This window comes from Kosakonia pseudosacchari (assembly GCF_900184035.1).
Taxonomy (GTDB): domain Bacteria; phylum Pseudomonadota; class Gammaproteobacteria; order Enterobacterales; family Enterobacteriaceae; genus Kosakonia; species Kosakonia pseudosacchari.
The window spans coordinates 142502-166970 of sequence record NZ_FXWP01000019.1; the positions used below are offsets into that span (position 1 = coordinate 142502).

At 54.8% G+C, this 24469-nt stretch carries 19 protein-coding genes and 3 tRNA genes; 4 read left to right on the top strand and 18 right to left on the bottom strand.

The window, feature by feature from the left end:
• Positions 1-220: 220 nt before the first annotated feature.
• The 13 genes from rnr to nnr all read right to left on the bottom strand — a co-directional run bounded on the left by rnr (position 221) and on the right by nnr (position 15182).
• The gene (rnr, locus tag BN2591_RS16230) at positions 221-2656 is read right to left on the bottom strand and encodes a ribonuclease R (protein WP_086872991.1); all 2436 of its coding nucleotides are present in this window, start codon (positions 2654-2656) and stop codon (positions 221-223) included.
• A 38-nt stretch (positions 2657-2694) separates the two neighbouring features.
• A complete protein-coding gene (gene nsrR / locus BN2591_RS16235; RefSeq protein WP_017459165.1) occupies positions 2695-3120 on the bottom strand; it encodes a nitric oxide-sensing transcriptional repressor NsrR in 426 nt (141 codons plus the stop codon).
• Positions 3121-3271: 151 nt separating this feature from the next.
• The gene (gene purA, locus BN2591_RS16240) at positions 3272-4570 is read right to left on the bottom strand and encodes an adenylosuccinate synthase (RefSeq protein ID WP_017459166.1); all 1299 of its coding nucleotides are present in this window, start codon (positions 4568-4570) and stop codon (positions 3272-3274) included.
• 102 nt (positions 4571-4672) lie between these two features.
• On the bottom strand, positions 4673-4870 hold the full coding sequence (locus tag BN2591_RS16245) for a DUF2065 domain-containing protein (protein ID WP_017459167.1): 198 nt from the start codon (positions 4868-4870) through the stop codon (positions 4673-4675).
• Positions 4871-4942: 72 nt separating this feature from the next.
• Positions 4943-5947 (bottom strand): protease modulator HflC, encoded by a 1005-nt coding sequence (gene hflC / locus BN2591_RS16250; protein WP_020456232.1) that lies wholly within the window; start codon positions 5945-5947, stop codon positions 4943-4945.
• 2 nt (positions 5948-5949) lie between these two features.
• Positions 5950-7209 (bottom strand): FtsH protease activity modulator HflK, encoded by a 1260-nt coding sequence (hflK, locus tag BN2591_RS16255; protein WP_086872992.1) that lies wholly within the window; start codon positions 7207-7209, stop codon positions 5950-5952.
• 81 nt (positions 7210-7290) lie between these two features.
• Positions 7291-8571, bottom strand: coding sequence for a ribosome rescue GTPase HflX (gene hflX / locus BN2591_RS16260; protein ID WP_086872993.1), 1281 nt, complete (start codon positions 8569-8571; stop codon positions 7291-7293).
• A gap of 75 nt (positions 8572-8646) precedes the next feature.
• Positions 8647-8952 carry an RNA chaperone Hfq gene (hfq, locus tag BN2591_RS16265; protein ID WP_017459171.1) on the bottom strand — a complete coding sequence of 102 codons (306 nt, stop codon included), beginning with the start codon at positions 8950-8952 and terminating at the stop codon, positions 8647-8649.
• Positions 8953-9048: 96 nt separating this feature from the next.
• Positions 9049-9999, bottom strand: a complete 951-nt coding sequence (gene miaA, locus BN2591_RS16270; protein ID WP_086872994.1) for a tRNA (adenosine(37)-N6)-dimethylallyltransferase MiaA — start codon at positions 9997-9999, stop codon at positions 9049-9051.
• On the bottom strand, positions 9992-11845 hold the full coding sequence (mutL, locus tag BN2591_RS16275; protein WP_086872995.1) for a DNA mismatch repair endonuclease MutL: 1854 nt from the start codon (positions 11843-11845) through the stop codon (positions 9992-9994). Before mutL ends, miaA begins: the two co-directional genes overlap by 8 nt.
• 11 nt (positions 11846-11856) lie before the next feature.
• Positions 11857-13185 carry an N-acetylmuramoyl-L-alanine amidase AmiB gene (gene amiB / locus BN2591_RS16280; protein WP_086872996.1) on the bottom strand — a complete coding sequence of 443 codons (1329 nt, stop codon included), beginning with the start codon at positions 13183-13185 and terminating at the stop codon, positions 11857-11859.
• Positions 13186-13201: 16 nt separating this feature from the next.
• Positions 13202-13663, bottom strand: coding sequence for a tRNA (adenosine(37)-N6)-threonylcarbamoyltransferase complex ATPase subunit type 1 TsaE (tsaE, locus tag BN2591_RS16285; RefSeq protein WP_017459175.1), 462 nt, complete (start codon positions 13661-13663; stop codon positions 13202-13204).
• On the bottom strand, positions 13656-15182 hold the full coding sequence (nnr, locus tag BN2591_RS16290) for a bifunctional ADP-dependent NAD(P)H-hydrate dehydratase/NAD(P)H-hydrate epimerase (protein ID WP_086872997.1): 1527 nt from the start codon (positions 15180-15182) through the stop codon (positions 13656-13658). The genes tsaE and nnr overlap by 8 nt, the downstream gene beginning before the upstream one ends.
• Here nnr and queG point away from each other — a divergent pair.
• Positions 15181-16320 carry a tRNA epoxyqueuosine(34) reductase QueG gene (gene queG, locus BN2591_RS16295; RefSeq protein ID WP_086872998.1) on the top strand — a complete coding sequence of 380 codons (1140 nt, stop codon included), beginning with the start codon at positions 15181-15183 and terminating at the stop codon, positions 16318-16320. The two genes, nnr and queG, sit on opposite strands and share 2 nt — an antisense overlap.
• A gap of 269 nt (positions 16321-16589) precedes the next feature.
• On the opposite strand, the gene BN2591_RS16300 is transcribed toward queG, so the two are convergent.
• The 4 genes from BN2591_RS16300 to orn all read right to left on the bottom strand — a co-directional run bounded on the left by BN2591_RS16300 (position 16590) and on the right by orn (position 17755).
• Positions 16590-16665, bottom strand: a tRNA-Gly gene (locus tag BN2591_RS16300).
• 73 nt (positions 16666-16738) lie between these two features.
• Positions 16739-16814: transfer RNA gene (locus tag BN2591_RS16305), tRNA-Gly, on the bottom strand.
• 63 nt (positions 16815-16877) lie between these two features.
• Positions 16878-16953, bottom strand: a tRNA-Gly gene (locus BN2591_RS16310).
• A 256-nt stretch (positions 16954-17209) separates the two neighbouring features.
• Positions 17210-17755: an oligoribonuclease gene (gene orn, locus BN2591_RS16315; protein WP_086872999.1), complete on the bottom strand. Its 546-nt coding sequence runs from the start codon at positions 17753-17755 to the stop codon at positions 17210-17212.
• Positions 17756-17849: 94 nt separating this feature from the next.
• Here orn and rsgA point away from each other — a divergent pair, with 94 nt between their 5' ends.
• The 3 genes from rsgA to mscM all read left to right on the top strand — a co-directional run bounded on the left by rsgA (position 17850) and on the right by mscM (position 23331).
• A complete protein-coding gene (rsgA, locus tag BN2591_RS16320) occupies positions 17850-18905 on the top strand; it encodes a small ribosomal subunit biogenesis GTPase RsgA (RefSeq protein ID WP_208616147.1) in 1056 nt (351 codons plus the stop codon).
• A gap of 100 nt (positions 18906-19005) precedes the next feature.
• Positions 19006-19974, top strand: a complete 969-nt coding sequence (asd, locus tag BN2591_RS16325; protein ID WP_086873000.1) for an archaetidylserine decarboxylase — start codon at positions 19006-19008, stop codon at positions 19972-19974.
• A gap of 24 nt (positions 19975-19998) precedes the next feature.
• Complete coding sequence (gene mscM / locus BN2591_RS16330) at positions 19999-23331, top strand: miniconductance mechanosensitive channel MscM (protein WP_086873001.1); 3333 nt, start codon at positions 19999-20001, stop codon at positions 23329-23331.
• A 53-nt stretch (positions 23332-23384) separates the two neighbouring features.
• Here mscM and epmA read toward each other — a convergent pair whose 3' ends face one another.
• The gene (epmA, locus tag BN2591_RS16335) at positions 23385-24362 is read right to left on the bottom strand and encodes an elongation factor P--(R)-beta-lysine ligase (RefSeq protein WP_086873002.1); all 978 of its coding nucleotides are present in this window, start codon (positions 24360-24362) and stop codon (positions 23385-23387) included.
• Positions 24363-24469 lie beyond the last annotated feature (107 nt).

Sequence of the window (24469 nt, forward strand, 5' to 3'; positions counted from 1 at the left end):
TCAGGGGCTACTTTGCCTGCTGATGAAGAGGAGAGTTCACATTGCGCTCTCATCGCGTCTGATAAAACCAGGCCGTTAGCGAAGCGCCCAATCTGCGAATGACATGGTATGAATGAAGAAGGGGAATTTACTCGCAGGTCGCAAAGAATAACGATCACTACGGTCGTACTGAAATAACGTAGACAGAAAAAAGCCCTTCACAAGGAAGGGCTTCGCAATATTACTGAGCGGTTTTCTTTTTCGCCGCGCGTTTCGCTTTGGTCGCGGCGGCGATTTTCTGCGTTTTCGCCGAAGGTTTTTTGGCTTTTTTCGCTTTGCCTTTTCCACCTTCACCCCGGAAGGCGCTGTCTGGCTCGAAATTCACTTTTTTGCCCATCTGGCGGCGCGGCGGCTTTTTCGCAGATCCGTTTTTGCCTGCCGAACCTTTTTTCGCTCTTTCACGCTCGGTTTTTCCCACATTACGCGGGCTGCGCTCACTGGAGATCAGCGAGAAGTCGATCTTGCGCTCATCCATATTGACCGCTTCGACTTTCACCTGCACCCGATCGCCGAGGCGATACGTTTGCCCGCCGGATTCACCAATCAACCGCTGACCGATCTGGTCAAAGCGGTAGTAATCGTTATCCAGCGAGGAGACATGTACCAGCCCGTCGATAAAGAGATCGTCGAGCCGCACGAAGAAACCAAAGCCGGTGACGCTGGCGATAACGCCAGGGAAAGTGTTGCCGACCTGATCCTGCATAAAGTCGCATTTCAGCCAGTCCGAAACATCACGAGTGGCTTCATCGGCGCGGCGTTCGGTCATCGAACAGTGCTGGCCCAGTTGCAGCACCTCTTCCATGCTGTAGTGCCAGCCGCCCGTTTCGGTGCTGTTGCCCTTCAGCCCCTGCTCTTTCGCCAGTAAATATTTAATGGCGCGGTGCAGCGACAAATCGGGATAGCGACGAATCGGTGACGTAAAATGCGCATAAGATTGCAGCGCCAGGCCGAAGTGGCCGCGGTTTTCCGGATCGTAAATCGCCTGTTTCATCGAGCGCAGCAGCATGGTTTGCAGCATTTCGTGATCCGGGCGATCGGCAATCGATTCCAGCAACTCGGCGTAATCGCGCGGCTCCGGTTTATTGCCACCAGGTAGTTCCAGACCCAGCTCAGCAAGCACGGAGCGGAACGCGGTGATCGCCTCAGTCGTGGGCTTATCGTGAATACGGAACAGCGCCGGCTCGTCGGCTTTCTCCACAAAACGCGCGGCGGAGATGTTGGCGAGGATCATGCACTCTTCAATGAGCTTGTGCGCATCGTTACGCTGAGTCTGCTCAATGCGCTCAATGCGGCGCTCGGCGTTGAAGATAAACTTCGCTTCTTCACTCTCAAACGAAATGCCACCGCGCTCAGCGCGCGCCTGATCGAGCACTTTATACAGGTTATGCAGCTCTTCGATGTGTTTCACCAGCGGCGCGTACTGCTCACGCAGTTCCTGATCGCCTTGCAGAATATGCCACACTTTGGTGTACGTCAGACGTGCGTGGGAACTCATCACCGCTTCGTAGAATTTAAAGCCGGTTAAGCGCCCTTTTGAGGAGACGGTCATTTCACAGACCATGCACAGACGATCCACTTGCGGGTTCAGCGAGCACAGACCGTTCGACAACACTTCGGGCAGCATCGGCACCACTTGCGACGGGAAGTAGACCGAGGTCCCGCGATTACGGGCTTCGTTATCAAGCGCCGTACCGTGACGTACGTAGTAGCTTACGTCTGCAATCGCTACCCACAAGCGCCAGCCACCGCCGCGTTTCTTCTCGCAATACACCGCGTCGTCAAAGTCACGGGCATCTTCGCCATCAATGGTGACCAGCGGCAGGTCGCGCAGATCCACGCGTCCGACTTTGGCCTCTTCCGGCACTTGCTCTTTCAGCCCGGCGACCTGTTTTTCCACTTCCGGCGGCCACTGGTAAGGAATTTCATGGGTGCGCAGCGCCATGTCAACGGCCATGCCGGTACCCATGTTGTCGCCAAGCACTTCGACGATTTTACCAATTGCTTTTGTGCGGCGAGTTGGACGCTGCGTCAGCTCAACGACCACGACAAAGCCCATGCGCGCGCCCATAACCTCTTCAGGCGGGATAAGGATGTCGAAACTCATGCGGCTATCATCCGGCACGACAAAACCGACGCCTGCGTCAGTAAAGTAGCGGCCAACGATCTGTCCGGTTTTCGGCACCAGCACGCGCACGATGCGCGCTTCGCGACGACCTTTACGATCGGCGCCCAGCGGTTGCGCCAGCACCTGATCGCCGTGAATGCACATTTTCATCTGCTCGCTGGAGAGATAAAGATCGTCTTTGCGGCCTTCAACGCGCAGAAAACCATAGCCGTCGCGATGACCAATCACCACGCCTTTGAGCAGATCGAGACGTTCCGGTAAGGCGTAGCACTGACGGCGGGTAAAGACCAATTGTCCGTCTCGTTCCATGGCGCGCAGACGTCGACGCAGCGCTTCTTGTTGCTCTTCACCTTCGATATTGAGTTCAATAGCCAGTTCATCCCGGCTGGCTGGTTTTTCGCGTTTGGCTAAGTGATCGAGGATGAATTCGCGGCTGGGAATGGGGTTGGTATATTTTTCAGATTCGCGTTCGAGGAAAGGATCTTGTGACATTGCGGTTCCTCCGTTGTCAGCTCTGGTGGAGATTTTCGTCATTCCACCAGCAATAATTTGTAAAGCGGTTGATTCTCTTCAACCAAATCGGCCAGCGTGTAGTTATCCAGCTCCTTAAGAAAACTTTGCACAGCTTTGGCAAGTGCCTTTTTCAGGCGACAGGCACTGGTGATATGGCAAAACTCGCTGCTGCAATTGACCAGCGCCAGCGGCTCCAGTGAGCGGACAACATCACCAATACGAATATCCTGCGCGGGTTTCCCCAGCCGGATCCCACCGTTTTTCCCACGGACGGCCGCGACGTAGCCTTCACGGCTCAGCTGATTGATTATCTTGACCATATGATTACGGGACACGCCATACGTTTCTGTAACTTCAGTAATGTTGGTCATTTGTCCTGCCGGCAGCGACGCCATGTAAATCAGGGCACGCAAACCGTAATCGGTAAAGCTTGTTAACTGCACATCAACCTCATAAAAGGGGAAAAAATGAGATACCCGCAGGTATTGACACTATTGATGATAAACCAGCCACCTGTCAGGTCGCTAATTTATTTGAACGGAAGGGTGAAATAAGCGAAGAAAAAGGGCGCGATTTACGCGCCCTTAAACCATATTATGCGTCGAACGGATCGCGCAGAATCATGGTTTCAGTACGATCCGGACCGGTGGAGATGATGTCGATCGGCACGCCGGTAAGTTCTTCAATGCGTTTGATGTAATTCAGCGCCGCCTGCGGCAGACCGCTGCGATCTTTTACACCAAAGGTCGATTCAGACCAGCCTGGCATGGTTTCGTAAATCGGCTCGATACCTTCCCAGTTGTCAGCCGCCAGCGGCGTGGTGGTGACTTCACGGCCATCCGGCATGCGGTAAGCAACGCAGATTTTCACCTCTTTCAGGCCGTCCAGCACGTCTAACTTGGTCAGGCAGAAGCCAGACAGGGAGTTGATCTGCACTGCGCGGCGTACAGCAACCGCGTCCAGCCAGCCGGTACGACGACGGCGACCAGTCGTGGCGCCATATTCGTTACCCTGCTTGCAAAGGAACTCGCCGATGTCGTCGAACAGTTCGGTCGGGAACGGACCCGCGCCTACGCGCGTGGAGTAAGCTTTGATGATGCCGAGCACGTAATCCACGTAACGCGGGCCCAGGCCGGAACCTGTCGCGACACCGCCAGCGGTAGTGTTGGAGGAGGTCACATACGGATAAGTACCGTGATCGATATCCAGCAGCGTGCCCTGTGCGCCTTCGAACATCACGAAATCGCCGCGTTTACGCGCTTGATCCAGCAGATCGGAAACGTCCACCACCATTGCCGTCAAAATGTCTGCAATCGCCATCACATCGTCCAGCACTTTCTGGTAGTCAACCGCTTCCACTTTGTAGAAGTTCACCAGCTGAAAGTTGTGATATTCCATCACTTCTTTCAGTTTGTCGGCGAAAGTGGCTTTATCGAACAGATCGCCAACACGCAGACCGCGACGAGCAACTTTATCTTCGTACGCCGGGCCGATACCACGACCGGTAGTACCGATAGCTTTCGCGCCGCGCGCTTTTTCACGCGCCACATCCAGCGCTACATGATAATCAAGGATTAACGGACATGCTTCAGAGAGCAGCAGACGTTCGCGAACCGGGATACCACGGTCTTCCAGTTCTTTCATCTCTTTCATCAGCGCAGCAGGAGACAGCACAACACCGTTACCGATGATGCTGGTGACGTTTTCGCGAAGAATGCCTGATGGAATAAGATGGAGGACGGTTTTTTCACCGTTGATTACGAGAGTATGGCCTGCGTTGTGACCGCCCTGGTAGCGTACAACATATTTAGCCCGTTCAGTCAGAAGATCAACAATCTTCCCTTTACCTTCGTCACCCCATTGGGTGCCCAGTACGACGACGTTGTTACCCATTTTTCAAAATCACCGTTTGCTTAAAAATGGATTCTACCACCGCTTTTTTTCAGATTCAGCACTTTTTCTGTGCAAAAATGCCCAAAGAACGCCTGATTTCCCTCAGCCAATCGTTTTCCTCAACATGTAGTAGATAACCACACCCGCGACCACAAGCCCACCGCCAAATCGACGCAAAAGATGGTCCGGCAACAGGCTCAGAGAGGCAATCATACGCCGCCAGGCACGCGGATAAAGCATCGGCCCAAGCCCCTCCAGTACCAAAACCAGCGCCAGAGCGAGCCAGATTGTCGAATTCATTGCTGATCCTTATAAACACAAAACCACCGCCGGAAAAGGCGGTGGTTTTTACGATGAAAACCGCAGGTTAACTTAACGAGTCGCGGAAGTCGGCGTCTTCATATAACGGAAGAAATCGCTATCCGGGCTAAGCACCATCACATCCTGGTTGCTCTGGAAGCTGCTTTCATAGGCGCGCAGACTACGGATAAAAGCATAGAAGTCCGGATCCTGGCTGAATGCATCAGCAAACAGTTTCGCCGCTTCAGCATCACCCTCACCACGCAGGATACGTCCCTGACGCTCCGATTCTGCCAGCGTTTTGGTCACTTCATAATCCGCTGCAGCACGCAGTTTTTCCGCTTCTTCCTGACCTTGTGAACGGTGGCGACGGGCAACCGCTTCACGCTCGGCGCGCATACGGTTGTAGATCGCATCCGACACTTCAGTCGGCAGGTTAATCTGCTTAATACGCACATCAACCACTTCAATACCTAACGCCGCCATACTGTTCGGGTTGATAACCGGCACTTTACCGTTGGTTTCAGCCTGAACACGCTCAGCTGCTTTCGCGATGGCGTCATCGGCAGCAGGCGTCGACACTTCGTCTTCAGTGCCTGCAGAACCAGAGTTCAGCGCATCGCGCACTTCGAGCGTCAAACGACCGCGAGAATCGGTAACGATGTCTTTCACATCCAGACGACCGATTTCAGAACGCAGACGGTCAGAGAACTTACGTTTCAGCAGTACTTCCGCCTGGGAGACGTCGCCGCCGCCAGTCGCCAGATAGTAACGGCTGAAATCGCTGATACGCCACTTGATGTAAGAGTCGACGATCAGGTCTTTTTTCTCTTTGGTCACAAAGCGATCTGCCTGGTTATCCATGGTCTGGATACGTGCATCAAGCAGCTTAACCGACTCAATAAACGGCAGTTTGAAATGCAGGCCCGGCGCATAAACCAACGGCTTGTTTTCATCATCACGCAGCACTTTACCAAAGCGCAGCGAGATACCGCGCTCGCCTTCTTTCACTACAAAAATAGAGGTGTAGAGCACTACCAGCACGATGATGATGATCGCGATAACTGACTTACGCATCGTTATTCCCCCTGACGCTGGTAGTCGTTACGCTGCGCGTTAACGCGGCGTTGGTCCATGATATCTCCCGCAGACGTTGCGGGGGCGCTGTTGGCGCTGCTACTGGAGCTTGACGCTGGCGGCAGACGCAGCAAGTTATTCGCGCCACTGTTGTCACTCTTTGCCGCAGGCGCGGCGTTACCACCTTTTAGCATCTGATCCAGCGGTAGCACCATCAGGTTGCCGCCTTTATCGTTAACCAGCACTTTGCGGGTATGGCTCAGCACTTTTTCCATGGTTTCGATATACAGACGCTCACGGGTAATTTCCGGCGCAGCTTTATATTCCGGCAGGATCTTAGCAAAGCGCGCCACTTCACCCTGTGCTTCCAGGATGGTTTGCGTTTTGTACGCGCGCGCCTCTTCAAGGATACGCTGCGCCTGACCGTTCGCACGCGGCTGAACTTCGTTGGTATAAGCTTCGGCTTCACGGATGTACTGCTGCTCGTTTTCACGGGCGGCAATAGCATCATCAAACGCGGCTTTCACCTCTTCCGGCGGACGAGCGGCCTGGAAGTTAACGTCCAGCAGGGTAATCCCCATGTTATATGGGCGAATGGTCTCTTCCAGTTCGCGCTGGGTATCGCTACGAATAACGGTACGACCTTCGGTCAGAATACGATCCATGGTGTATTTGCCAATAACGCCGCGCAGCGCGCTATCCGTTGCCTGACGCAGGCTGTCGTCGGCGCTGGTAACGCTAAACAGATAGCGCTCAGGATCGGTAATGCGGTACTGCACGTTCATTTCAACGCGCACGACGTTTTCATCAGACGTCAACATCACGCCAGATGCCGCCAGTTCACGAACGGATTCCACGTTTACTGGAGTTACTTCATCAATAAAGGTCGGTTTCCAGTTCAGGCCCGGTTCGACCAAATGGCTAAACTTGCCAAAACGGGTCACAACGCCACGTTCCGCTTCTTTGATGGTGTAGAACCCGGTTGCAGCCCAGATAATAACGACCGCTGCGGCAACGATACCCACAATGCGCCCGCTCGCCTGACCGCGAGGGCCAGAAGAACCCGGATTACCGCCGCCGGTGCTTTTACCACCACCCAGGCCACCGAGTTTTTTACTCAGTTTACGGAAAATATCATCCAGATCAGGTGGCCCCTGATCGCGACCGCCTTTGTTTCCATTTCCCTCAGAGTTGCCGCCTGGTTTGCTGCTTCCCCACGGGTCGCGGTCTTGTCCGTTGTTACCGGGCTGATTCCACGCCATGTATGTGCTCCATATTTATTTGCGGTGTATACCCGGCCTTTGGCGGGCACCCCCAAAGGGGAAAAATCTTCAGGCTGCCGGTCAAACGACGTACTCTTCGAGTGCCGGTTCTTGTTTACAGAGTCGACGCCAGTCGACGATCGGCATACGCACCTGCATACCTACGCTGCCATCGTCTTCCATCCACTCTTTTTCTATTGCCTGAAGCTGGTGAAACCGACTTCTCAGACGCCCTTCCTGCGGCGGTAATCGCAGCGTGTGCTGCGCCACTTCACCCGCAAGACGTTCAGTCAAAGCCTGGAATAACAGTGGTACACCAACCCCTGTCTGCGCGGAGAGCCAGACACGGATCGGTTTGTTCTCTTCATCCCGATCAATACGCGGTTCGAAATCGTCCAGCATATCGATTTTGTTCATCACCAGCAGTGTCGGGATATCGTGCGCCTCAATCTCTTCCAGCACGGTGTTCACTGCATCGATGTTTTCCTGCACTCGCACATCGGCGGCGTCAATCACATGCAGCAACAGCGTCGCCTGGCGCGTCTCCTGCAAGGTTGCTTTAAACGCGGCAACCAAATCGTGCGGCAAGTGGCGAATAAACCCTACCGTGTCCGCCAGCACCGTTTCGCCGACATCCGCGACATCAATACGACGCAGGGTCGGATCGAGGGTGGCGAATAGCTGATCGGCCGCGTAGACCTGCGCCTGGGTTATCTGGTTAAACAGCGTGGATTTACCGGCGTTGGTATACCCCACCAGCGAGACCGTTGGAATATCGGCTTTCGTGCGGGAACGACGCCCCTGTTCACGCTGCTTTTCAACCTTTTCGAGGCGCGAGAGGATCTGAGTAATACGATTACGCAACAAACGACGGTCGGTTTCGAGCTGGGTTTCACCCGGACCGCGCAAACCAATGCCGCCCTTTTGTCGTTCAAGGTGGGTCCAGCCACGCACAAGGCGTGTCGCCAGATGGCGCAACTGCGCCAACTCAACTTGCAATTTCCCCTCATGCGTACGCGCACGCTGGGCAAAAATATCTAATATCAGACCGGTGCGATCGATAACACGACATTCGCACAGTCTCTCCAGGTTACGTTCCTGGGCTGGGGTTAGCGCATGATCAAAGAGCACAACAGAAGCGCCCGCAGATTTTACGGCATCCGCAATTTCAACTGCTTTACCTTCACCAACAAAATATTTTGGATGCGGTGCTTTACGGCTACCGGTAATCACCTGCATTGCTTCGACACCGGCGGAAGAGACCAGAGATTCAAACTCCTGGAGGTCTTCCATATCTTTGTCTTGCGAAAAATAGATGTGTACCAGTACCGCCTGCTCACCGGCGTCATAACGGTCAAACAAGCGTAAACCCTCATAAAATACCAGCGGGGAACACAGCTTTACTGGCTCCCCGATCTGGAAAATCAGCCGTCAACCTTATTCGGTCTCTTCGCCTTCCTGCTGTGCAGAGCCCTGCGCGTTGCTACCGTGATGGTAGTTACTGCTGGTACCGCCGCCGGCATTGTTGCTGTGATGAGAAACCGGACGAGATGGAACAACAGTTGAAATCGCGTGCTTATAGACCATCTGACTGACCGTGTTTTTCAACAGGATCACGAACTGATCGAAAGACTCAATTTGCCCTTGCAGCTTAATACCATTCACCAAATAAATTGAAACTGGAACACGTTCCCGACGCAGTGCGTTCAGGAACGGATCTTGTAAAGATTGCCCCTTAGCCATTCTATCTTTTCCTTATATGCTTGTTTTGTACTTAGAACCCGTAAGTTCTGAAAACTGCGTAAAAATTTGCGCGCCATACGACTTAATTGTACACATTCACCCTGCGATAGCACTAACAACCTGCAGCACGTCACGGTAAGACTTTTCTGGCTTTTCACTCTCTAACCAGTGAACGCCATCCCAGCCCCGTAACCAGGTTATCTGCCGCTTGGCTAACTGCCTCGTCGCGCAAATACCTCGATAAACCATTTCATCGTATGAAATTTCGCCTTCAATGTATGACCACATCTGGCGGTATCCCACACAACGAATGGAAGGCATATCCGTATGCAAATCACCACGAGCAAAAAGCGCCCGCACTTCTGCTTCAAAACCTGAAGCCAACATCTGATGAAAACGCTGCTCGATTCGTTGATGGAGCAGTTCACGGCTCGCCGGGGCGATGGCGAACTGATGCACCTGGTAAGGCAGAGCGTCTCCTGACGTTTGCGTCAGATCCGTTAAAGTTTTACCCGAAATGAAAAAAACTTCCAGTGCCCGGGAAAGCCTTTGCGGATCATTTGGATGAATCCGCGCTGCGGCAACGGGATCAATCTCCCGCAACTGCTGATGCAACGCTTCCCATCCACGCTCTGCCGCCTGTTTTTCAATGTCTGCTCGCACTTGCGCGTCTGCCGACGGAAGAGGCGATAACCCTTCCAGCAGCGCCTTAAAGTAGAGCATCGTACCGCCCACCAGCAGAGGAATACGCCCTGCCTCGGTTATCTCTTTCATCTCCACCAGCGCATCGCGGCGGAAATCAGCGGCGGAATAAGCTACCGCCGGATCGAGAATATCCAACAACCGGTGCGGCGCAGCTTGCAATTCTTCCGCACTTGGCTTGGCGGTACCGATATCCATTCCCCGATAAATAAGGGCTGAATCTACGCTTATCAACTCTACTGGCAAAACTTTACGAAGCTCAATGGCTAATGCGGTTTTGCCGGAGGCCGTAGGCCCCATCAAAAAAATAGCCTTCGGCAGGCCAGCCTTACTCACTTCACTCATTTTTCAGGGCGTTCATCGCCTTTTGCAAATCAACAGGTTGTAATAAACCATCCGGTGGGGTCTTCACCAGATGCGGACAAAGCCGTTCAACGTCGGCAAGCAGGGTTATCGCCTGCGCCACACTCCATTGTGGATGTTCACTCGCCAGCTGGCGCGCCAGCCAGTGAGAAATATTCACCGCATCAATGCTTGTCTGCTGCGCCAGGTAGCCTATCAGAGCGGGAATCAAGATTTGTAAATTTTGTTGGCGCAAGGGTAAAGGCACTGCGCGAATGGTCACGTGCTGTCCATCTGGCACAAATTCGATACCCATTTCCGCCAGCACTGCCTGCGCACGCTTCAATACTGCGCTCTCTTGCGCAGAGATTTTTAAACGCACCGGAATCAATAACGGCTGACCGCAGGCAGGCGCATGGTCTGGCGACAGTTGCGCATGGCGCAGCCAGCGTTCAGCCACCGGCAGCGCCAGCAATGCTAACTTTCCGTCACGCTCAAGTAGCGCGAAATGCGGCGCAATAAGCGTTAATACGCGACCAAAACTCTGGCTGTGCCCGTCCAGTGACGGAGCAACAGGCTCCGCATTTTCATGTTTACGTTCGACAACTGGTGTTTCCAGCAATTGCCGATAAAGCGCCCCCTGCTGTTTCTGATAACCCGGCTGAGCGTTAGGCCATGGCTGAGCGGTGGTACTGCTACGCGCTCCCCCGGAAGAAGGGGGGGAAACACGCGACGCTTGCGGCTCGCGAGCGTCCAACGGTTCAGCAAACTGGTTACGCCCTGCCGCGACCCGGTTTTCCGGCAGCGCTCTTGGCGCGGGTTCTTCAGAAAGCGGTAACGGTGTTTCCATCTGCTGTTGCAGCACACTCAACACGCCCTGGTAGATAAAATCATGTACCAGCCGCGACTGATGAAAGCGCACCTCATGTTTTGCCGGATGGACATTCACATCCACTTGATGCGGATCGATTTCCAGATAAAGCACAAACGCAGGCTGCTGATCCGCGCCCAGTTTATCTTCACAGGCCTGGCGAATAGCGTGGTTAATCAGCCGGTCGCGCATCATGCGACCATTCACATAACAATACTGGATTTCAGCGAAAGCGCTGGAGGTACTTTTGGGATCGGCCACCCAGCCGCGCAATGCTAAGTCACCATGCTGCCACTCAATGGCCAGCGCCTGCTCTAAAAATGGCGTACCGCAAATCGCGCCAAGGCGGCGCTCTTTCTGCCCCCCTTCAGCAACCGCGCGATACTGACGCACCAATTTACCGTTGTGATTGAGATTAATGGTGACATCAAAACGCGCCAGCGCGATGCGGCGGATCACTTCATCGATATGGCCGAACTCGGTTTTTTCCGTGCGCATGAATTTGCGTCGTGCGGGCGTGTTGTAAAACAGATCCAACACTTCAAGCGTCGTGCCCATGGGGTGGGCCGCAGGTTTCACGGTAACCGCCATCTCGCGCCCTTCGGCGTAAGCCTGCCAGGCTTCTTGCTGTTCGGCAGTACGGGAAGTCAACGTTAAGCGGGAAACCGAGCTGATACTTGCCAGCGCTTCACCGCGAAAACCGAGGCTAATGATCGCTTCCAGGTCATCCAGAGACGCGATTTTGCTGGTGGCGTGACGTGCCAGCGCCAGCGCCAGCTCCTCTTTTTTGATGCCGACACCGTTATCACGGATGCGAATCAACTTCGCGCCGCCGCGTTCGATATCAATATCAATGCGCGTAGCGCCAGCATCAAGGCTGTTTTCCACTAACTCTTTCACCACCGACGCAGGGCGTTCAACCACTTCGCCCGCGGCGATCTGGTTCGCAAGCTGTGGCGGTAGAACCTGTATCGGCATGAAAAAAATCCTTAGTTGAGCAGCCCGTTAGCAGATGAGCCCGCGCTGGCGGTTTGCCCGCCGCTCTGCGGCGAGGATTGCAACGGGTGTGCGAGGAAATAGTTACGCAGCCCGCCGTAAATTGCTTCGGCAATTTGCTGCTGGTAGGCATCGCTTCCCAGTAGCCGCTCTTCGCTGCTGTTACTGATAAAACCGGTTTCGACCAGCACCGACGGAATATCCGGCGAGCGCAGAACGCCAAGGCTGGCGTGCTCCGGGCGGCGTTTATGTAATGCACCAATGCGCTGAAGCTGGCTGAGCATACTGGTGGCGACATCATAGCCTACGCGCTGGGAATGGCCGAACTGTAAATCCAGCACCGCCTGGCTCAGATAAGGGTCGGACTGGCTATTTGCCAGTACGTCGCCCGCGCCGCCAAGCAGCTCGGACTGCTTCTCATGCTGCTCCAGCCAGCCCGCCATTTCACTGTTTGCACGGCGATTAGACAGCACCCATACCGAAGCGCCGGTTGCATCGCGGTTAGGCGCGGCATCGGCATGAATCGAAACCAAAAAGTTTGCATTCTGCTTACGCGCCACGTCGGAGCGGCCCATTACCGAAATAAAGTAATCGCCATCGCGGGTCATTACCGGTTTGAACATGGGGTCACTATTCAGTAATGCCCGCAGCTTCCGCGCAATGGAGATAGTGACATTTTTCTCCTGCGTTCCCCCTGCGCCAATCGCGCCGGGATCCTGACCGCCATGCCCGGCATCGATGGCAATCACCACTTTATCGCCAGAAACCGCGCGCGACTGCATCGCAGGCCGCGTGATGGTATTGCTGCTGGTGACGCTGGTGATGCGATCGTTTTCGCCTTTAAACGGATTACGTCCCGGTGCCGTTTGTTGCGGCATCACCACCGGAGTTTCTGGGCGTTTCACTACCACTTTTGGCGGCGGTGGAGGCGGAGGAACGTCGGCATCAATGGTAAAGACGACGGTGTAACCCGCACCGCTTTGCTGTTTCACCGCGCGGGTTTTACCGTTCTGCGTCAGATCTACCACCAGCCGAATCGACTGGTTGTCCTGTGCGGTACCGGCACGAATGCTTCTCACCAGATTATTGCCACTGAAGTGCAGCGGCAGACCCTGAATAACGCCAGTCTGCTTGATGTCCAACGCAACGCTGCGTTTGCCCTGTTGAGAAAACGAATAGTCTGGATCGCCCATAAAACTGAAAGTGATACGCGCCTGGCTATCGCCATTCGACACCTGAATATCCGCTAAACTCGCCGCACTCACCTGCGTACACAGCAGTAACAACGCGAGCGCCAACCAATTTTTCACGCGACAGATCATTCCGTCATCCTTCCGGTTAACCGGCCATACGTGCCAGTAACGAATCGCCAGATGAGGATACAGCGCTAATGCGCGCCTCACGCCCCTGTGCCTGGTAATCTAAATGGATTTCGACATCCGGGTCAGGCAGTACACCCGCACCTTGTTGCGGCCACTCGACCAGGCAAATCGCATCGTTGGCAAAATAATCGCGGATCCCCATAAATTCCAGCTCCTCCGGGTCCGCAAGGCGGTACAAATCGAAGTGGTACACCATTAATTTATCGAGGGTGTAAGGTTCAACCAATGTATACGTTGGGCTTTTGACATTACCGTTATGGCCTAAAGCTTGCAGAAATCCCCGGCTAAAGGTGGTTTTACCTGCACCAAGATCGCCATATAAATAAATCACCGTCGCGCCGTCACAGGCCTGCGCCACACGCTTGCCGAGATCCAGTGTTGATTGCTCGTCAGGTAAAGGAATAACTCGATTAATCATCTTCTGTTTCAATTACATCCGGGTTAACAACACGCAGCAGCGTGCTAAAAAGATCGGTTGCCAGCATGCCTCGCTGGCCGTGCTGCACCGCCAGACGATCCGCCGCCGTGCCGTGTGCGACACACCCGGCACAGGCCGCGTCATACAGGCTCAATTTTTGCCCCAGTAGCGAACCGATAATGCCCGACAGCACATCGCCCATTCCGCCACTTGCCATTCCGGCGTTGCCGGCATCAATAATGCCCGTTTCGCCTTCGTCGCTCGCGATAACCGTACCCGCCCCTTTCAGCACGACAATACCTGCGTAACGTTTTACCAGACGCCGGACGGAAAGTAAGCGGTCGCTTTCAATTTCTGCCACGCTACAGTTAAGCAGGCGAGCGGCTTCGCCGGGGTGCGGCGTCAGAACGCGATTGTGACGTTTATCGGGATTGATTGCCAGAAGGTTCAACGCATCCGCATCCCATAACATCGGTTTGCGAAAATTTTCCACTTTCTGTAGCGCCTTTTTACCCCACTCCTGTTGCCCAAGACCGGGGCCAATCACCACCACATCCGCCCATGCAAGGCTCTCATCCAGCGACTCGGCGGTGAGTTCGTGCACCATCAATTCCGGGCGCGCGGTAATAATGGGCACGATATTCTCACTACGCGTGAGTACCCGCACCAGGCCGGCTCCTGTGCGCAACGCGGCTTCTCCCGCCATGCGCACCGCGCCTGCCGTTCCGTGATCGCCACCGATAATCACCAGCCGCCCGAAATCGCCTTTATGCGAAGTGGGCCGCCGTGGCGTAAACCACTGTGTAAGTAGGCTGGCATCAAAACGGGAAATTGATGTTTGCTGGCCAGAAAGCCAGGCGTCAAGCCCTAAGGCATGGTGATGTAATTGACCAACTACATCGCGCGCTTTGCCCGTTAGCAAACCCGGTTTAAGGGCGATAAACGTCACCGTATGACGCGCCTGCATCACCGCACCTGCGGCCGCGCCGGTTTGCGCATTCAGGCCAGAGGGAATATCCAGTGCCAGCACAGGAGCCGGGTGCGCATTGGCATGATCAATTAGCGCCGCCACATCATCGCGCGGCGCACTGGTCAGCCCGGTGCCAAGCAGCCCATCAATAATGAGATCAACCTGTTCCGGCCACAGAACATCAGCCGCATGGATCTCGCCGCCCGCGTTGAGCCACGCATCGCGCGCCTGCGCTGCCTCTTCCGGCAGCGGTTTGTTGCCTTCCAGCGCCAGCAGCGTCACGGAAAGCCCCGCCGCCGCCGCTAAACGCGCCACCACATAGCCGTCGCCACCGTTATTGCCGTGACCACAAAGCACAAGCCAGCAGCGCGCATCGGGAAAATGTTCTCGCGCAATGTTGAACGCCGCTTCTCCCGCGCGTTGCATCAGTTCATAAAGCGTAATACCAAGGCTATCCGCCGCCTCTTTTTCAGCGCGCTTGAGGTCCTCAGCAGGCCAGACAGAGTGTGGTATACTTGCTGCGATTTTCTTCATTGTATGGTCCGTCATGTCAGAGCCCCTCGATCTCAATCACTTAGCGCAACAAATCAAACAGTGGGGCACTGAACTAGGTTTTCAGCAGGTCGGTATTACTGATACCGATCTCAGCGCCAGCGAACCTGCGTTACAGGCATGGCTGGACAAACAATATCACGGCGAGATGGAGTGGATGGCGCGTCACGGCATGATGCGCGCCCGACCCCATGAGCTTCTCCCCGGCACACTGCGCGTTATCAGCGTGCGAATGAACTACCTTCCCGCGCAAGCGGCCTTCGCCAGCACGTTGAAAAACCCGGCGCTCGGGTATGTCAGCCGTTATGCGCTGGGCCGCGATTACCATAAGCTGCTGCGCAACCGGTTAAAAAAGCTCGGCGAGTTAATTCAGCAGCAATGTGCTTCGCTGAATTTTAGACCTTTTGTCGATTCCGCGCCCATCCTTGAGCGCCCACTGGCGGAAAAAGCCGGGCTAGGCTGGACAGGTAAGCACTCACTTATCTTAAGCCGCGACGCGGGCTCGTTCTTTTTCCTTGGCGAGTTATTGATCGATCTACCGCTACCCGTCGACCAACCGGTGGAAGAAGGCTGCGGTCGCTGTGTGGCCTGCATGACCATCTGCCCGACCGGCGCGATTGTCGAACCCTATACAGTCGATGCCCGGCGCTGCATTTCTTATCTCACCATTGAGCTGGAAGGCGCTATCCCTGAAGAGTTTCGTGCGCTGATAGGTAACCGGATTTACGGCTGTGACGATTGTCAGTTGATCTGCCCGTGGAACCGTTTCTCTCAGTTGACCGAAGAAGAGGATTTCAGCCCGCGTAAAGCGCTGCACGCGCCAGCGTTGATTGAACTGTTCGGCTGGACCGAGGCGTATTTTTTGAAAATCACTGAAGGTTCGGCCATACGCCGTATTGGGCACCTGCGCTGGCTGCGGAATATTGCCGTCGCGCTGGGGAATGCGCCGTGGGATATCGCCAATATTCAGGCGCTCGAAAAACGCCTTGGTGAGCACCCACTTCTCGACGAACACATACAGTGGGCGATTGCGCAGCAAATTGAGAAGCGTAATGCCTGCGTCGTGGAAGTCCAAACCTCGAAAAAACAACGGCTGGTGCGGGTGGTTGAAAAAGGTCTGCCGCGCGACGCCTGAGCCATCCACAGCTTGTGAATAAAATTAAAAACACATTACGATTCAACGCGCCCAAAATCGTCAAGCGATCGCGTTAACAGTTTGCAATGTTATTTTCTTTCTATTTTTCAATGCACTAAAAACAAATCATTTACTTACCGAAGTAATGGATGGGTTGCGAATGAAAGGTGCGCCTGTGGATAAGTCTGTTCACAAACGTTTAGCGAAGACAATAAAAAACGTCCCCAACGAGGAAATTCGCTGTGGATAATTTATTGGATTTGAAAATTTGGAGCGGGAAACGAGACTCGAACTCGCGACCCCGACCTTGGCAAGGTCGTGCTCTACCAACTGAGCTATTCCCGCATACTTATCTGGTTTGGCTTGCTTGCCGTCACCAGTAAATCTGGATGGTGCGTGCCTTTCGACATTTCAAATTTGGAGCGGGAAACGAGACTCGAACTCGCGACCCCGACCTTGGCAAGGTCGTGCTCTACCAACTGAGCTATTCCCGCATATTTATCTGGGTTCAACGTCAATGCCGAAGCCAGTAAATCTGGATGGTGCATTTCAAATTTTGGAGCGGGAAACGAGACTCGAACTCGCGACCCCGACCTTGGCAAGGTCGTGCTCTACCAACTGAGCTATTCCCGCTTATCATCGATTTTTCAGTAACTTGCTTGCGCTTTTCACTAAAATTTCGTGATGCCGTGTTGCACATTTCTGTGTCTTCACGGGAGGCGCATTATACGAGAAATCCTTCTTGCTGCAAGCCCCCGAAAGCAAATTTTCGCTTTTTTTGTTCAAGTGCCGATTTAATCGACAAAACGCGCATTTTTCCGGCAAAATCGCGCCACGAGTGGCTTACAGAGCCGAAGCGAAAAATTTCCGGCTCCGCGTCGCTGACGCATTACAGCTTAATAAAATGTTCGCGATAGTAAGCCAGTTCCGCCACCGATTCGCGAATATCATCCAGTGCCTGATGGGTGTTCTGCTTTTTCAGCCCTTCCAGCACTTCCGGTTTCCAGCGGCGCGCCAGCTCTTTCAGCGTGCTGACATCAAGGTAACGATAGTGGAAATAGGCTTCGAGTTCCGGCATGTACTTAAACAGAAAGCGGCGATCTTGGCCGATACTGTTACCGCAAATCGGCGATTTCCCCGCTGGTACCCACTCTTTCAGGAAAGCAATGGTCGCTAGTTCTGCCGCACGGTCATCCAGTTGGCTGGCCTTCACGCGTTCCACCAGTCCACTGCCGGTGTGCGTGCGTACATTCCAGTCATCCATCAGCGCTAATTGCGCGTCGGATTGGTGGACTGCAATTACCGGGCCTTCCGCCAGAATGTTGAGGTTTGCATCGGTCACCAGCGTCGCGATTTCAATAATGCGATCGCGCTCGGGATCTAACCCCGTCATTTCAAGATCGATCCAAATGAGGTTGTTTTCATTTGCGCTCATGCTATTTTCCACCCTTCTCGCGTAACTATATTCATCTAAAATTGCGTGTATCATAGTCGTTTTGCCCATCCGGGGCGACCAGGAGCCAGCACGATTGAGTAAAAATAAACTCTCCAAAGGCCAGCAGCGCCGCGTCAATGCGAACCACCAGCGCCGACTAAAAACGTCTGCGGAGAAAGCTGACTACGATGACAACCTGTTCGGCGATCCGTCCGAAGGGGTGGTGATCAGCCGCTTTGGCATGCACGCCGATGTGGAATCCGCCGATGGCAAAGTGCATCGCTGCAACATACGCCGAACTATCCGCTCGCTGGTCACCGGTGACCGCGTGGTGTGGCGTCCGGGTAAAGAGGCGGCGGAAGGTGTCACCGTGAAAGGTATCGTAGAAGCGGTCCATGAGCGCACCTCGGTGCTCACGCGCCCCGACTTTTACGATGGCGTCAAACCGATCGCGGCAAATATCGACCAGATCGTCGTGGTTTCCGCCATCCTGCCGGAATTATCGCTCAATATCATCGACCGCTATCTGGTAGCGTGTGAAGCCCTGCAGGTTGAGCCGTTGATTGTGCTGAACAAAATTGATCTGCTGGATAACGAAAGCATGGCTTTCGTTAACGAGCAGATGGATATCTATCGTGGGATTGGCTACAAGGTGCTAATGGTTTCAAGCCATACGCAAGACGGGCTGGCACCGCTTGTCGAAGCGTTGACCGACCGCATAAGCATCTTCGCGGGTCAGTCCGGTGTGGGGAAATCGAGCCTGCTCAATGCGTTGCTTGATTTTCAGGAAGACCAAATTCTTACCAACGACGTTTCTGACGTCTCTGGCCTCGGCCAGCACACCACGACAGCGGCGCGGCTTTATCATTTCCCGCATGGCGGCGATGTGATTGATTCACCGGGCGTTCGCGAGTTTGGCCTCTGGCATCTCGAACCGGAACAAATCACTAACGGTTTTGTCGAATTCCATGACTATCTTGGTCATTGCAAATACCGCGACTGCAAGCATGATACTGATCCAGGTTGCGCCATCCGCGAGGCGGTAGAGAAAGGCGAAATTGCCGAAAGTCGGTTTGAAAACTACCACCGCATTCTTGAGAGCATGGCGCAAGTAAAAACGCGTAAAAGCTTTTCTGAATCTGATGACTGACAACTACGCTAAGCGTCGCTAAAATCGTCCCCCATTTTCAAAGACCCCGGTGCTTGCGCGCCGGGTCAGGAACGACAAAAACAATAGCCTGGAGGCTACCTTGTTAAATTCATTTAAACTTTCGCTTCAATACATTCTGCCGAAACTGTGGCTCACTCGCCTGGCGGGCTGGGGCGCAAGCAAACGCGCAGGCTGGTTGACCAAACTGGTTATCGATCTGTTCGTGAAATACTACAAGGTCGATATGAAAGAAGCGCAGAAGCCGGACACCGCCAGCTACCGTACTTTTAACGACTTTTTCGTCCGCCCACTGCGTGACGAAGTACGCCCGCTCAACACCGATCCGAACGTACTGGTGATGCCGGCAGACGGCGTCGTCAGCCAGCTTGGCACCATCGACAATGACAAAATCCTGCAGGCCAAAGGGCATAATTACAGCCTGGAAGCGCTGCTGGCGGGCAACTATCTGATGGCGGATCTGTTCCGTAACGGTAGCTTTGTCACCACCTATCTCTCGCCGCGCGACTATCACCGCGTGCATATGCCGTGCAACGGCATCCTGCGCGAGATGATTTACGTGCCGGGCGATCTCTTCTCCGTGAACCATCTGACGGCGCAGAACGTGCCGAACTTGTTTGCACGTAACGAACGCGTGATCTGCCTGTTTGATACCGAGTTTGGCCCGATGGCGCAAATTCTGGTCGGCGCAACGATTGTCGGCAGCATCGAAACCGTATGGGCAGGCACCATCACGCCGCCGCGCGAAGGCATTATCAAACGCTGGACCTGGCCTGCTGGTGAAAGTGAAGGTGCGGTTGCGTTGCTGAAAGGTCAGGAGATGGGCCGCTTTAAACTCGGTTCCACGGTAATTAACCTGTTTGCGCCGGGCAAAGTGAATTTGGTCGAGCAGTTACAGAGCCTGTCAGTGACCAAAATTGGCCAGCCGCTGGCGGTTTCCACCGAAACTTTCGCGCCTGTTGATGCACAACCGGCACCGCTGCCGGAAGCGGAAATTAAAGCCGAGCATGACGCCAGCCCGCTGGTAGACGACAAGCAAGACGAAAGCTAAGCCTTAACCATTCTGGAGACTGATGTGCGCCTGATTATCGTTTTTCTGATGGCCTGGTGCCTCAGCCTGGGGGCTATCGCCGCAACCGCCCCCGATGCCCGACAAATCGCTCAGGAGCTGGAGCAAGCCAAAGCGGCGAAAAACACGCCGGATCAGGCGGAAACCGTCGAGGTGCTCCAGGCCGCGCTAAACGCGCTCGAAGAACGTAAAGGTTCGCTCGAGCGCGCCAGGCAATATCAAGACGTCATTGATAACTTCCCCAAACTCTCCCGAACGCTGCGCGCGCAGCTGGATAACCTGCACGACGAACCGAAACCCGTTCCAGCGGGCATGAGCAGCGATGCGCTAAACCAGGAGATCCTGCAAGTCAGCAGCCAGTTGCTGGAGAAAACCCGTTTAGCGCAGCAGGAGCAGGAGCGCGCCCGGGAAATCAGCGATTCGCTAAGCCAGCTACCGCAGCAGCAAACCGACGCGCGCCGCCAGGTCACCGAGGTTGAACGCCGCCTCGGTGCGCAAAACAGCACTACCCCGCTGACTCAAGCGCAAAACTTTGGCGCGCAGGCGGAATCCGCGAAACTGAAAGCCCTGGTCGATGAACTGGAGCTGGCGCAGCTATCGGCGAATAACCGCCAGGAGCTGGCGCGCATGCGTTCCGAGCTGGCGCAAAAGCAGAGCCAGCAACTCGACGCCTATTTGCAGGCGTTGCGTAATCAACTTAATAGCCAGCGCCAGCGCGAAGCGGAACAGGCGCTGGAAAGCACCGAATTACTGGCCGAAAACAGCGCCAATCTACCGGCGGGAATTGTCGAGCAGTTCCGCATTAACCGCGAGTTGTCGCAGGCGCTAAACCAGCAGGCGCAGCGCATGGATCTGGTGGCCTCACAGCAGCGCCAGGCCACCGGGCAGACATTGCAGGTTCGCCAGGCGCTGAATACCCTGCGCGAACAATCGCAATGGCTTGGCGCGTCCAATATGCTCGGTGAAGCGTTACGCGCGCAGGTCGCTCGTCTGCCAGAGATGCCAAAACCGCAGCAGCTTGATACCGAAATGGCGCAGTTGCGTGTGCATCGCATGCGCTATGAAGATCTGCTGAATAAGCAGCCGCAGTTGCGACAAATCCGCCAGGCGGATGGCCAGCCGCTGACGGCTGAGCAAAACCGTATTCTGGAAGCGCAACTGCGCACCCAGCGCGAGCTGCTGAATTCGCTATTGCAGGGCGGCGATACGCTTATCCTTGAACTCACCAAGCTCAAAGTTTCCAATAGCCAACTGGAAGACGCGCTAAAAGAAGTTAACGAAGCCACTCACCGCTATCTGTTCTGGACGGCGGATGTCAGCCCGATCTCCTTCGCCTGGCCAATCGAGATCGTGCAGGATCTGCGTCGCTTGCTGTCGCTCGATACCATCAGTCAGTTGGGCAAAGCCAGCGCCATGATGCTCACCAGCAAAGAGACGCTATTCCCGCTGTTTGGTGCCTTGCTGCTGGTGGGCTTTAGCATTTACTCCCGCCGTCACTTTACGCGCTTTCTGGAACGTTCCAGCGCGCGCGTGGGCAAAGTGACGCAGGATCACTTCTGGCTCACCATGCGTACGGTGTTCTGGTCGATTCTGGTCGCGTCGCCGCTGCCGGTATTGTGGAAAACGCTCGGCTATGGCTTGCAGGAAGCCTGGCCCTACCCGCTGGCAGTGGCGATTGGCGATGGCGTTACCGCCACTGTGCCACTGCTGTGGGTGGTGATGATCTGCGCTACGTTCGCCCGTCCGACCGGCTTATTTGTCGCCCACTTCGGCTGGCCGCGTAACCGCGTGGCACGGGGAATGCGTTATTACCTGATGAGCATCGGTTTTATTGTGCCGCTGATCATGGCGCTGATCATGTTTGATAACCTTAACGATCGTGAGTTCTCCGCGTCGCTGGGGCGGCTCTGTTTTATTCTGATTTGCGGGGCGCTGGCGATCGTGACGCTAAGCCTGAAGCGTGCCGGGATCCCGCTGTATGTTGATAAAGCGGGTAACAGTGACAATATGCCCAACCACTTGCTGTGGAACCTGTTACTCAGTGCGCCTCTGGCGGCGATTCTGGCCGCCTGTGTGGGTTATCTGGCCACGGCGCAGGCGTTGCTGGCGCGTCTGGAAACCTCGGTCGCCATCTGGTTCTTGCTGCTGGTTGTCTATCACATCATTCGTCGCTGGATGCTGATCCAGCGCCGCCGACTGGCCTTTGAACGCGCCCGCCACCGCCGCGCGGAGATCCTCGCCCAGCGCGCCCGTGGTGAAGAAGAGGCTCCGCATCACACCAGTACCGAAGGCACTGCCGAGGTGGATGAACCGGAAGTCGATCTGGATGCTATCAGCGTACAGTCGCTGCGCCTGGTGCGTTCGATCCTGATGCTGATCGCTCTGCTGTCGGTGATTGTGCTGTGGTCCGAAATCCATTCCGCGTTTGGCTTTCTGGAAAATATCCCGCTGTGGGATGTCACCTCAACGGTACAAGGCGTGGAAAGCCTGGAGCCCATCACCCTCGGCGCGGTGCTGATCGCCATTCTGGTGTTTATTATCACTACCCAACTGGTGCGTAACCTCCCCGCGTTACTTGAACTGGCGCTGTTACAGCATCTGGATCTGGCGCCGGGTACGGGTTATGCCATCACCACTATCACCAAATACCTGCTGATGCTGTTTGGCGGGCTGGTAGGCTTCTCGATGATCGGCATTGAGTGGTCAAAATTACAGTGGCTGGTGGCAGCACTCGGTGTCGGGCTCGGTTTTGGTTTGCAGGAGATTTTCGCCAACTTTATCTCTGGCCTGATCATCTTGTTTGAAAAGCCGATCCGCATTGGCGATACGGTGACCATCCGCGATTTGACCGGCAGTATCACCAGGATCAATACCCGCGCGACCACCATCAGCGACTGGGATCGCAAAGAGATCATCGTGCCGAACAAAGCGTTTATCACCGAGCAGTTTATTAACTGGTCGTTGTCAGATTCGGTCACGCGTGTTGTGCTGACGGTACCGGCGCCGGCCGACGCCAACAGCGAAGAAGTGACGCAGATTCTTTACACCGCCGCTGAACGCTGTTCGCTGGTGATTGATAACCCGGCGCCGGAAGTGTTCCTCGTCGATTTGCAGCAGGGGCTGCAACTGTTTGAGCTGCGAATTTATGCGGCGGAAATGGGGCATCGCATGCCGTTACGCCACGAAATCCACCAGCTGATTCTGGCGGGCTTCCGCGAACACGGTATTGATTTGCCGTTCCCACCATTCCAGATGCGTCTGGAGAGTCTTGATGGCAAACGCACGGCAAGAACGCTGACGTCCTCAGGCAAAAGCAGCCGCCCGGCGGGCAGTTTGTAAGCCAACAAAAAAGGCGCCTCAGGCGCCTTTTTTACGGTTTACTCATCGGGTCATCAGGCCCGGTCGACGGTAAACGCAATCACGTCCGCCAGGCTTTCAGCCTGCAGCGCCAGCATTACCAGACGATCAACGCCCAGCGCGACACCAGAGCAATCCGGCAGACCGGCTTTGAGTGCGTCCAGCAGGTTTACATCCACGGGTTGCTGCGGTAAACCGCGCGCGGCACGTTTGCGATTATCCTGCTCGAAACGTTGCTGCTGTTCGCGGGCATCGGTCAGCTCATGGAAACCGTTCGCCAGCTCAATCCCTTTGAAATAAACCTCAAAACGCTCTGCAACGCGGTGATCTTCTGTGCTGATCTGCGCCAGCGCCGCCTGGCTTGCCGGGAAGTGGTACACGAAGGCCGGGCGATCTTTACCGATCTGCGGCTCCACGCCCATAGTGAACAGTAATTGCAGCAACGTGTCCCGGTCTTCTTCTGTATCGGCGATATTGCTCAGATCAAGCTTCGCCGCCGCTTCACGCAGCTGGGTTTTATCGGCGGAGAGTGGGTCGATTTCCAGATAGCGCTGGAAAGCCTGCTGGTAAGAGAGCGATTCCGCAGGCTGGCACTCCAGAACTTGCTGGAGCAAATCATCCACTTCATTCATCAGGCGATACATATCGTAGTGCGGGCGATACCACTCGAGCATGGTGAATTCAGGGTTGTGATGACGGCCCATCTCTTCGTTCCGAAAGCTTCTGCACAGCTGGAAAACCGGACCACAACCCGCTGCCAGCAGGCGTTTCATGTGGTATTCCGGGCTGGTCATCAGATAGAGATTAAGCCCCTGAGAGTGGCCTGGGCCAACAAAACGGGTTTCGAACGGGAACAGGTGAATATCTGTCACCGTTGCCTGGCTCATACAGGGCGTTTCCACCTCAAGCACACCGCGATCGGCAAAGAAACGGCGAATTTCCGCCATAATTGCCGCGCGTTTCAATAGATTGGGGATGGATGCGCTCGGCTGCCAGGTTGCCGTCTCGCTCATGGTACTTTCTCCGATTTCAGACAAGGGCACGAAGTCTACCCGCATCGATCCGCAGAGACAAATTTTGCGCAAAATAATTTCATTAATGTCGTCTATAACTAGAAGGG

Excerpts from the sequence above, each read along its gene's own strand:
- rnr (WP_086872991.1), bottom strand. The coding sequence starts at position 2,656 with ATGTCACAAGATCCTTTCCTCGAACGCGAATCTGAAAAATATACCAAC.
- purA (WP_017459166.1), bottom strand. The coding sequence starts at position 4,570 with ATGGGTAACAACGTCGTCGTACTGGGCACCCAATGGGGTGACGAAGGT.
- BN2591_RS16245 (WP_017459167.1), bottom strand. The coding sequence starts at position 4,870 with ATGAATTCGACAATCTGGCTCGCTCTGGCGCTGGTTTTGGTACTGGAG.
- hflC (WP_020456232.1), bottom strand. The coding sequence starts at position 5,947 with ATGCGTAAGTCAGTTATCGCGATCATCATCATCGTGCTGGTAGTGCTC.
- hflK (WP_086872992.1), bottom strand. The coding sequence starts at position 7,209 with ATGGCGTGGAATCAGCCCGGTAACAACGGACAAGACCGCGACCCGTGG.
- hfq (WP_017459171.1), bottom strand. The coding sequence starts at position 8,952 with ATGGCTAAGGGGCAATCTTTACAAGATCCGTTCCTGAACGCACTGCGT.
- miaA (WP_086872994.1), bottom strand. The coding sequence starts at position 9,999 with ATGAGTGAAGTGAGTAAGGCTGGCCTGCCGAAGGCTATTTTTTTGATG.
- mutL (WP_086872995.1), bottom strand. The coding sequence starts at position 11,845 with ATGCCGATACAGGTTCTACCGCCACAGCTTGCGAACCAGATCGCCGCG.
- amiB (WP_086872996.1), bottom strand. The coding sequence starts at position 13,185 with ATGATCTGTCGCGTGAAAAATTGGTTGGCGCTCGCGTTGTTACTGCTG.
- tsaE (WP_017459175.1), bottom strand. The coding sequence starts at position 13,663 with ATGATTAATCGAGTTATTCCTTTACCTGACGAGCAATCAACACTGGAT.
- queG (WP_086872998.1), top strand. The coding sequence starts at position 15,181 with ATGTCAGAGCCCCTCGATCTCAATCACTTAGCGCAACAAATCAAACAG.
- nnr (WP_086872997.1), bottom strand. The coding sequence starts at position 15,182 with ATGACGGACCATACAATGAAGAAAATCGCAGCAAGTATACCACACTCT.
- orn (WP_086872999.1), bottom strand. The coding sequence starts at position 17,755 with ATGAGCGCAAATGAAAACAACCTCATTTGGATCGATCTTGAAATGACG.
- epmA (WP_086873002.1), bottom strand. The coding sequence starts at position 24,362 with ATGAGCGAGACGGCAACCTGGCAGCCGAGCGCATCCATCCCCAATCTA.